The 9200-nt window shown below is 41.8% G+C and carries 11 protein-coding genes and 1 pseudogene; 3 read left to right on the top strand and 9 right to left on the bottom strand.

Annotated features, from left to right (window positions below; all coding sequences use genetic code 11):
- Positions 1–125, top strand: a pseudogene (locus PSH54_RS15900) (elongation factor Tu); the annotation flags it as partial.
- Positions 126–487: 362 nt separating this feature from the next.
- Here the strand turns inward: PSH54_RS15900 and PSH54_RS15895 are convergent.
- From PSH54_RS15895 to PSH54_RS15870, 6 genes are all read right to left on the bottom strand, one after another.
- Complete coding sequence (locus PSH54_RS15895; RefSeq protein ID WP_273606571.1) at positions 488–1684, bottom strand: dipeptidase; 1197 nt, start codon at positions 1682–1684, stop codon at positions 488–490.
- A gap of 64 nt (positions 1685–1748) precedes the next feature.
- On the bottom strand, positions 1749–2003 hold the full coding sequence (locus PSH54_RS15890) for a YheU family protein (RefSeq protein ID WP_004589625.1): 255 nt from the start codon (positions 2001–2003) through the stop codon (positions 1749–1751).
- A complete protein-coding gene (locus PSH54_RS15885; RefSeq protein ID WP_024033940.1) occupies positions 2000–2992 on the bottom strand; it encodes a hydrolase in 993 nt (330 codons plus the stop codon). Before PSH54_RS15885 ends, PSH54_RS15890 begins: the two co-directional genes overlap by 4 nt.
- Before the next feature lie 111 nt (positions 2993–3103).
- Positions 3104–3250 (bottom strand): hypothetical protein, encoded by a 147-nt coding sequence (locus PSH54_RS15880; RefSeq protein ID WP_004589623.1) that lies wholly within the window; start codon positions 3248–3250, stop codon positions 3104–3106.
- A 379-nt stretch (positions 3251–3629) separates the two neighbouring features.
- Positions 3630–4052, bottom strand: coding sequence for a TIGR02444 family protein (locus tag PSH54_RS15875; protein WP_273606570.1), 423 nt, complete (start codon positions 4050–4052; stop codon positions 3630–3632).
- Entirely contained in the window at positions 4036–5958 is a 1923-nt protein-coding gene (locus PSH54_RS15870) for an ATP-binding cassette domain-containing protein (protein ID WP_273606569.1), read from the bottom strand. The genes PSH54_RS15875 and PSH54_RS15870 overlap by 17 nt, the downstream gene beginning before the upstream one ends.
- A 132-nt stretch (positions 5959–6090) precedes the next feature.
- On the opposite strand from PSH54_RS15870, the gene PSH54_RS15865 reads away from it, so the two are divergent.
- Positions 6091–6294 carry a YheV family putative zinc ribbon protein gene (locus PSH54_RS15865; protein WP_004589620.1) on the top strand — a complete coding sequence of 68 codons (204 nt, stop codon included), beginning with the start codon at positions 6091–6093 and terminating at the stop codon, positions 6292–6294.
- Positions 6295–6316: 22 nt separating this feature from the next.
- On the opposite strand, the gene PSH54_RS15860 is transcribed toward PSH54_RS15865, so the two are convergent.
- Both PSH54_RS15860 and PSH54_RS15855 read right to left on the bottom strand, forming a co-directional pair.
- Complete coding sequence (locus PSH54_RS15860; protein WP_138611200.1) at positions 6317–6529, bottom strand: SlyX family protein; 213 nt, start codon at positions 6527–6529, stop codon at positions 6317–6319.
- Positions 6516–7514 carry a WD40 repeat domain-containing protein gene (locus PSH54_RS15855; RefSeq protein WP_004589618.1) on the bottom strand — a complete coding sequence of 333 codons (999 nt, stop codon included), beginning with the start codon at positions 7512–7514 and terminating at the stop codon, positions 6516–6518. The genes PSH54_RS15860 and PSH54_RS15855 overlap by 14 nt, the downstream gene beginning before the upstream one ends.
- A gap of 204 nt (positions 7515–7718) precedes the next feature.
- Here PSH54_RS15855 and fkpA point away from each other — a divergent pair, with 204 nt between their 5' ends.
- Positions 7719–8465: an FKBP-type peptidyl-prolyl cis-trans isomerase gene (gene fkpA, locus PSH54_RS15850; protein WP_004589617.1), complete on the top strand. Its 747-nt coding sequence runs from the start codon at positions 7719–7721 to the stop codon at positions 8463–8465.
- Positions 8466–8523: 58 nt separating this feature from the next.
- Here the strand turns inward: fkpA and rsd are convergent, their stop codons facing one another.
- Positions 8524–8994 carry a sigma D regulator gene (rsd, locus tag PSH54_RS15845; RefSeq protein WP_273606568.1) on the bottom strand — a complete coding sequence of 157 codons (471 nt, stop codon included), beginning with the start codon at positions 8992–8994 and terminating at the stop codon, positions 8524–8526.
- Between the last annotated feature and the right edge of the window lie 206 nt (positions 8995–9200).

Genomic DNA, 9200 nt, shown 5'->3' with positions numbered 1-9200 from the left:
GTGATAACGTTAAGATGACAGTAACTCTAATCGCGCCAATCGCGATGGACGAAGGTCTTCGTTTCGCTATCCGTGAAGGTGGCCGTACTGTAGGTGCTGGTGTTGTAGCAACTATCGTAGAGTAATAGTTAACGTTTTAGTTAATTAATACTAAAAAAGCCCGAGCTTAGCCTCGGGTTTTTTAATGCCTGAAGAAAAGTGTTTAGTTTTCAGTTATCAGTTATCAGCTTTTAGTAGCTTGGTGTTAAATTATACTTAACACATAAAAAAGCACGACTTTAGGCCGTGCTATTAATTAAACTTTTTGACAGCTTACAGCTTACAGCTTACAGCTTACAGCTTACAACTTACAGCTTACAGCTTACAACTTACAGCTTACAGCTTACAACTTACAGCTTACAGCTTACAACTTACAGCTTACAGCTTACAACTTACAGCTTACAGCTTACAACTGACAACTGACAACTGACAACTGACAGCTTACACGCTAGTGCTTTTTCGCATATGCTTCGGCTTGCTTCCAAACCCTTAGCGTATTTTCGCTTAAAATCTTTTTAATGTCTGAATCGCTGTAGCCTCTGTCCATTAAGCCTTGTACTAGGTTAGGGTAGCTAGATACATCCTTTAAGCCAATCGGTAACGAATCGCCAACCCCATCGTAGTCAGAGCCAATGCCCACGTAATCAATGCCAATAAGCTCTACAACGTGATCAATATGATCAAGTACTTGCTCAAGGCTTGCAAACGGGAATGGGTTTTTAGCGCGGTACGCTGCATCAAAGTCTTTACTTGGCTTAGTGCCTTCTTTTTTAACGGTCTCTTTAGTGCTTTTAAGGTCTTTGTACCACGCACCGGCTTTAGAGGTTACAAAGCTTGAGCCAAAGTTAATTTGAATAACCCCGCCATTCTTTTTAAGCGCTAATAACATGTCATCATTCATATTACGCTCAAAGCCTGGCGTGTATTTGCGCAGTGATGAGTGTGAAGCAATAACCGGCGTTTTAGATAGTTCCATTACCTGATAAAACGCATCATCTGATATATGTGATACGTCTATTAGCATACCGACGTTGTTCATTTCAGTAATTAGCTTTTTACCAAATGGGCTTAAACCTTTCCATTTACGGCGAATATCATATGACGAGTCAGAAATATGGTTGCTTTGCGAGTGCGCAAGCGTGATGTAGCGTACACCGCGGTCAAAAAAGTGCTGAAGGTTTTCCATTTTTCCTTCAATTGGCGAGCCATTTTCCATGCCCATCGCAATTGACAGTTTACCTTGCTCAAATTGCGCTTCTATATCCGCTGTTGAGCTAGCAATAGCAAATTTTTCAGGGGCGCGCTGTGCAATGGCTTCCATGCTATCAATCATTTGATTGGCTAGCTGGTAGCTTTTACCTTTGCCTTCAAATTCTAAGTGAGCAGGAATATAAATCGACATAAAAGGGGCGTTTAAACCCCCTTGTAGTGCGCGAGGGTAGTCAAAGTCGCCGCCGTCGGTGGCTTTAGTTACATCAACCCACTTTTCGTGGATACGATAAGGTACATCAATATGGGTGTCGATTAAAATAGTGTCTTTTGCTAGTTTTACTGCTTTGTCTGACGGGCTTTTTACTTGCTCTGCAAAGGCTTGTGGTGTTAAAGCTAGTGATATGGCTACCACTAGAGTGCTGAGTTTTATCATGTTTTGGCTCTTTGGGTAAAAAGCCATTGTGTACGTTCAGCTCAAAAGTTACAAGTGTTAGGCGTTAATCAAACGACTGTGCTTCATGCTCTTCGCTTTGCAGTGCTTTAAATTCATTTTTTGAAATAATAGTGACCGACTCATGTAGCTCAGAAAAAAACACCATGGCTTCACCATTTCTAAGCTGCTGATTAACCTGCGCTACTTTACTTTGAATACTCACTTCTTGCTCACCGTAATCGGTGCCTTCACGAAGCACGTAGCTTTCAATTAGGTTATAGAGGGTGTCTTTATCAAGTTGTTCAAAAGGGATAATCATAACTGCTTACTGCTCGCTTTAGTGGGGACGTGCTGGCCAAAATAATGAGGGACGGCTTGTTCAAGCCAAAATACCGGCCTAAACGGATTATTACCGCTAATAAACCCTACGTGGCCGCCTTTTTCAGAGACGCTCAGGGTAACATGCTCACTCACATCTTGCCTACTTGGTACAGCCTTAATCGACAACATTGGGTCGTCTTTGGCATGAATTATTAACGTAGGAATCGCAATATGTTTTAAGTAGGGCATTGCGCTGGCTTGACGATAGTAATCGTGTGCGTTTTCAAAGCCATGCAGTGGAGCGGTTAGTTGATTATCAAACTCTAGCAAATCGTCAATTTTCATTAACTGCTCAGAGGTAATAGGTATTTGCTGCTTGATTTGTGGCAATTTACGCTGCATTGATTTTTTCATTCTATCGAGCAAGTACTTTTGATAAATCTTGCCTAAGCTTTTGCGAATAACATCGCTTGATGATGATAAATCATAAGGAGCCGAAACCACGGCTGCAGCACTTAAGGGGCAGTTTTCGCGCTCTTCGCCTAGGTATTTAGCCAGTACATTGCCCCCTAACGAAAAACCAACAGCCATAATAGGGCGGCTGGGGAATTGCTCCCTTAAATGATTTATAAAAAAAGCTAAGTCGGCGGTATCGCCACTATGATAAGCACGCGGTAAGCGGTTAACTTCGCTTGAGCAGTTTCTAAAGTGCATAAGTACTACGGCATAACCTTGCTTTTTTAAGGCTTTCATCATGCCTTTGGCATAAAAGCTATTTATGTTGCCTTCAAGGCCATGTAAAACCACAGCAAGGGGAGCGTTTTCGTTATGAGGCAGCGACCATGCAAGTTCAATAAAATCGCCGTCGGGCGTATCAAGTTGCTCAAGTTCGTAGGACGTATTGTGAAATGGACGGAAAAAACGCGGCATTATGGTTTGAACGTGACGATTGGTCATCCACCATGCTGGTTTAAACTTATTGATCATGTTTGTACTACGCACTATGAAAAAAACGAAACGTTAGTGTACCAAATTTTTCGCTTTATAAAATAAAAAGCGCCTAATCAGTAACCTGAGTAGGCGCTTTGTGCGTCGTGCTTAATGATGCTCGGGAACTTCAGCCTCGCTAATTTTTTTAATAAAGTAAAAAGCGTAAAATAGGCAAAGAGAAATCACGACGCCTAAAATCCCAAAAGACATAAATAAAACAGGGTCGCTAAAAAAGTCTCTAAAGAATACGTTCATGATTAATCTCCTCGTTCAGTTGATGGAGACATCATAAAGTGACTTTGCAAAGCATAATGTGATCGAGATCAAACTATTTCCCTGCGTGGAAAAAGTAACCAAGTAAAGTTGATGTAGATCATGTTTTAGGGGCTATTTCGTTCCTACTACAGCGCCTATAGGCTTTGAAGAATCAATCGGCTTAAAGATTTTTTGCACAAAGACAAAAAAATGAGAAGCAAATGAGAAAGATAGCCACGAGCCAACAGCGGCTAGGCTTATATTTCTAGTGATATTAGCTTGGTTTTTATTTTCCTCTAAAAGCGCTGCGTCTCTAACCCTCTTTGTGATTAATTGGCTTTAAAATGAACATTTAGAGGAGGGTGTAAAAACTGCCAGCCTAAGTGGCTTTCACATACAGCTCAATATTGTTTGGCTTTACAGCTTCTAAAAAGCTAAGTTTATTCGCTGTATCAATCAGTATTTGCTGTTGTTGCTTTTCAAGCTTTAACTCGGCGCTTAATAGCTCTTGGCGTATTTTTGCATAGTCGCTGATGCTTTCTTGATTAGCTTTTAAATAACGACGAGCGGCGCGCAGTGGCTTAAGTACTTGCGTATCAAACTCATTAACTGAGTCTATTAAAACACTGAGCTGATCGGTGTTAATGCTTAGCTTAAGTGAGTCTAAATAAAGCAAAAATAAGCACAGATTAACGTTTTTACCTTGCTGGTTTTGCAGTGCCAGCAAGGTTTGTTGTTGCCCAGGCTTTGCGTACAAAGCGCAGGCAAATTGCCAAAAGTCGTTTTTATTGAGCAAGTTCATCGGCAAAGGCCTGCTCTTTTTCTTCCATTTCTTCAAGCGCCATCAGTAGCTCTTCTTCAGTGTCGTTTACTTTAGGGGTAAGCGTTGCTTGCTTAGCAATTAGCTCTTTTAACTGGGCTTTGTTATCGTCGTTGTAGAGTGTGTTGTCGCCAAGGGCTACTTCAACTTTGCTAAGCTCTGCAGTAAATTTATCGAGCTGCTTTTCAAGCTTTTCAATTTGCTTTTTAAGCGGTTGAATGGCTTTTCTAAACTCAGCTTCTAGGCGCTTTTGCTCTTTACGATTAACGCTTGGATTTGCTTTTGGCTCGTCAGGTTGCTGGCTTTTAGCGGCTTCTTTATTGGCATTGAGTAACCATTGGTAATACGCATCTAAGTCGTAACCAAACTGAGTGACTTTGCCATCATCGACTAAATAAAATTCATCGGCGGTGTTTTTAAGCATGTGGCGATCGTGCGATACGGTAACCATGGCGCCTTCAAAGCCTTGCAGTGCCATTACTAGCGCGTGGCGCATTTCTAAATCAAGGTGGTTAGTTGGCTCATCAAGTAGTAGTAAATTGGGTTTTTGATACACTAACATGGCTAGCACTAAGCGGGCTTTTTCACCGCCCGAAAACGGCGCCACGGGTTCAAGTGCTTTATCGCCAATAAATGCAAAACCACCTAAAAAGTCACGCAATGATTGCTCTGTGGCCTGTGGGTTTAAACGTTGAATATGGGTCACTGCGCTGGCTTTTAAATCAAGCGATTCAAGTTGGTGCTGCGCAAAGTAACCAATATTTAAGCCATGGTGTTGAACCACTTTACCTGCTTGCGGCTCAAGCTCGCCCGCTAATAGCTTAATAAGCGTTGATTTACCCGCGCCGTTACGACCGAGTAACGCAATACGACTGCCAGGAACTAGGTTTAGCGCGATATTATTTAAAATAGTAACATCGCCATAACCTGCTTTTGCTTTATCTAGGGTCATTAGCGGGTTAGGCAGGGCTGTTGGCTCGGCAAATTCAAAGTCAAATGGTGAGTCGGCATGTGCAGGTGCCAGCTTTTCCATACGTTCGAGTGCTTTAACACGGCTTTGTGCCTGTTTGGCCTTACTGGCTTTGGCTTTAAAGCGAGTTATAAACTGCTCAAGATGGGCAATTTGCTCTTGTTGTTTTTCAAACATTGCTTGTTGTTGTAACAAGCGCTCTGCTTTTTGGCGTTCAAACTGTGAGTAGTTACCTTTGTACACATTAATAAGCTGTTTATCGACATGCCAAATTTGATCAACCACGGCGTCTAAAAACTCGCGGTCATGAGATATAAGTACCAAGGTGCCTGTGTAGGCGCGTAAAAAGCGCTCAAGCCAGTAAACGGCATCTAAATCAAGGTGGTTGGTAGGTTCATCGAGTAATAGTAAGTCGGCATCGCGAATAAGTGCTTGTGCAAGGTTTAAACGCATACGCCAACCACCAGAAAACGCGCTTACAGGGTTTTCTATTTGGTGATTAGCAAAGCCTAAGCCGTGCAGTAATTCGCCCGCTTTTGACTCTATGCTGTAGCCTTTAATATTTTCAAGCTGAATATGTACTTTGGCTTGGGTGTCACCATCGTTTGTTTGCTCGGCTTCACGCAGGGCAATGCGCAATGCATAGTACTCAGGGTGGCCTTGTAGTACGTAATCAATGGCGCTTATTTCAAGGGCTGGGGTTTCTTGTTTTACAGAGGCAATAGACCAATCTTTCGGTATATTGCAATCACCCGCATCGAGTTGCAGCTCAGATTTTAATAAACTAAATAAGGTAGATTTACCACAGCCATTAGCGCCAACTAAGCCCACTTTGTGCTGAGGAAATAAAGTAGCCGAGGCATTTTTTAATAAGGCTTTTCCGCCACGAAGTAGTTCTATTTCTGAGATTTGGATCATGAATGCGTTACTTTACTGTGCCCTGGTTAAGTTGGCGCTATCATACCATAGAACGTATTGCTCTTATCAAGCGTATCAACATAGGAAGTTATACGATAAAATATGTGCAGTTCAAACCACAGGAAAAATGTTGTGAGACAAAAGAAGCGATTTATTGCTGGTGCATCGTGCCCTGAGTGTAAAGCCATGGATACCATGATGCTGTACAGAGAACATGATGTTGAAAAAGTAGAGTGTGTAGAGTGTGGCCACAAAATGGCGCAACCCGATAACGCTGTTCAGGCATCTACTCGCCAATTTGAACAAGTAATTGGTGTATTTAAACCGGGCGATTAACCCGGTTTTATTTTTTACCCCCTTAGTAATGTGGCGGAGGCGGCTCTTGCATTTGCGACATTAGCGACGGCTGCTGCGCTTCTTTAAGTTTTTCTGCTAGTAACTCAGTTTGGCGCTTCATTTTTGCTAGCTGCTGTTGGTGTGCTTTTAGCTCGTCATTTAATATTTCTATTGTTTCGTCTTGAAAAGCAACTTTTGCCTCAAGCTCCGTTAAACGATTTTCAATTGTGTTCATTTGCTTCTCGTATTGTAAAGTGCTCTGCAATTCCGCTCGAGCTCTCGGTTAACAACGACTTGCCGTTATCTATAAACGTTATATCTAGCACCACAGCCGATTTAGGCTTACTGCCTTCACGTGGTGTGACTTGCCAAGTTTGAATTTTTTCTCCGCTGGGTAACTGCCATAAGTCAACGCGCTTATTGGGGGAGCCTGTGGCCAGCAATGTGCCTTGTTCGTTAAAGCGTACCGCAGTAAAAATTTTCTGACGCGCAATATACGCCAGTTTACTCACAAGATCACCTGTAGTCAGCTTCCATACATGTGCTTGCTTCATACTATCTGCGGTAAATGCGTAGCGACCTTGTGGGTCTAGGGTTACTTGGGTAACACGTGTCGGGTGATTAAAGCGATGAATTACTTGCCCTGTACGTGTATCCCAAAAATAAGCAACGTAATCGTTTGAGCCGCTTAAGGCATAGCGTCCATTAGGCGACAAATCAACGGTGTTTACTTTGTCTTGGTGGCCTAAAAACTCAATGCGGCGTCCGGTTTCTAGGTTTAAAAATACCACTACGCCGTCGCTTCTGCCGTATAAAACACTGCGGCCTTGGTTACTTATCGCAATATCGCGAATAGTGGCTTGTTGAATTTTATAATAGCCGCGGTTTTCGCCGCTGCTAATATCCCACACGGCAAAGGTGGTTTTTTCGGCGGTAACGGCCACGCTATTATCAAAGGCAATAGCCACAGCATACACTAGGCTTTCTTGTGATTGCTGTTGAAACCACTGATATTTTAGTACCTGCTGTTGATTATCCCACAGGGCGACCCCATGGTGAATGGAGGAGACTAGGCTGTATTTACCATCGTTAGATACTGCCGAGGAAAACGCACCCTGTGCTGCGTGTTCAAAGCGTTGTGCAGCTTGCTGTTTTTGATCGCTACAAGCTAGGGCTAATAAACAGCTAAAAGCGATTAAAAAAGTACGAAATATCGACATATTACAGGTATTTCCTCTTAACTCTTAGTGACTGAGAGGTTAGACTAGGTCACGTTGAAGGCCTAGGGTGTTTGTCTAATCACTATAATAGGTTAGGTTTTAATTTAGTTAGTTATTAAACAAGCAGCCTATCATGTAGGCCGTTAATCTTTAACTAGTAATAATACAATAAATGACAACTGCAAAGTGTGTCGGAGATTTAAAATGAAAAAGACGATTAGATTGTCATTGATTGCAGCGTCGGTTTTAGCGCTTACAGCTTGTAATCAAGAAGCAAAACAAGAACAAGCTGAAGTTAAATTAGACACTGTAGAGCAGCAACAAGCATACGGTATTGGTGCATCAGTAGGTAACTTTTTAAATAAAGACCTAGCTGATAAATCAGAGATTGGTATTGAACTAGACCAAGCACTATTAATTCGTGGTTTTGAAGACGCGCTTGCTGGTAATGCAAAAATCGATGAAGAAAAAATCCGTGAAGTGCTAACTGAGCTAGATACATCAGTGCGTGCAAAGCAAGAAGCTAAAGCTAAAGTTGAGTCTGAAAAAAGCAAAGAAGCAGGTAAAAAATACCTAGAAGAAAATGCTAAAAAAGAAGGCGTAACAGTAACTGAGTCAGGTCTACAGTACGAAGTACTTAGCGAAGGCGAAGGCGAAAAGCCAGCAGCAACAGACGTAGTTAAAGTACATTACAAAGGTACTTTATTAGACGGCACTGAGTTTGATAGCTCTTATGCGCGTAACGAGCCAACTACTTTCCCTCTTAACCGTGTAATTGCGGGTTGGACTGAAGGTTTACAGCTTATGTCAGTAGGGTCTAAGTACAAGTTCACTATTCCTTCTGAACTTGCTTACGGCGATCGTGACCTAGGTAAAATTCCAGCTAACTCAACGCTTGTTTTTGAAGTAGAACTACTTGAAATTCAAGATGACGAAGCACCTGCGCAATAAGCGGTAGCTTATAACGCAAAAAGGGACCATAACGGTCCCTTTTTTGTAAGCTATTTTATTAATCTGTGTGGTTAGAAAACAAATTATCTATTAGCTCATCTTCTAGTTCAAAACGCGCTTCTAACGTTTCGCCAAGTACCGACAAATCGTTATCAAACTCTGCTAGTAAGTCCTCTTTATCTACTTCTGCGTATTTATCGTTAAAGTCTAAAGCAATATCTGTTGTGCTAGAAATGCGCGGGTAAATTGTATTTGCCAGCTCTTGGCTTTCAAGGCCTTTGCTTTGGCAGGCTTTTGCAATGTCATCGTACACTTCAAAATGGCCGGCAGATAAGTAATCCATTAAAATTTGGCAAAATGATTGAATTTGTTCTGGCTCTGGTAAGGCGTGATCTTTTTTGTCGTATGGCGAAAACCCAGCCATTTTACAATAAAGTACAATTAACTCTTGGCGCTCGTTTAACCATTTATCAATGACAGTATGGCTACCACCCCATTTTTGTTGAGCTTTCTCTACGCGCGTCAGCATTACTGTTCTCCTAAGCTGGGTCACTTTTATGGTTAAATTTAAATTTTCTTATACATCAAGATATATTTTATTTAAGTGTATATCAACAAGTAAAAGGTATGAGCTGGTGCATGTGTGTATTTATTGTAGGTAAATTATTATTTTATTGCAGGCAAGAAAAAACCACCGGTTAAGGTGGCTTAATTTCTTGTTTTGGCCTGTTAATA

The organism is Pseudoalteromonas sp. Angola-30 (genome assembly GCF_028599215.1).
GTDB lineage: Bacteria > Pseudomonadota > Gammaproteobacteria > Enterobacterales > Alteromonadaceae > Pseudoalteromonas > Pseudoalteromonas atlantica.
The sequence above is the reverse complement of the archived record's forward strand: the minus strand, read 5'-3'. Positions and strand labels throughout refer to the sequence as shown.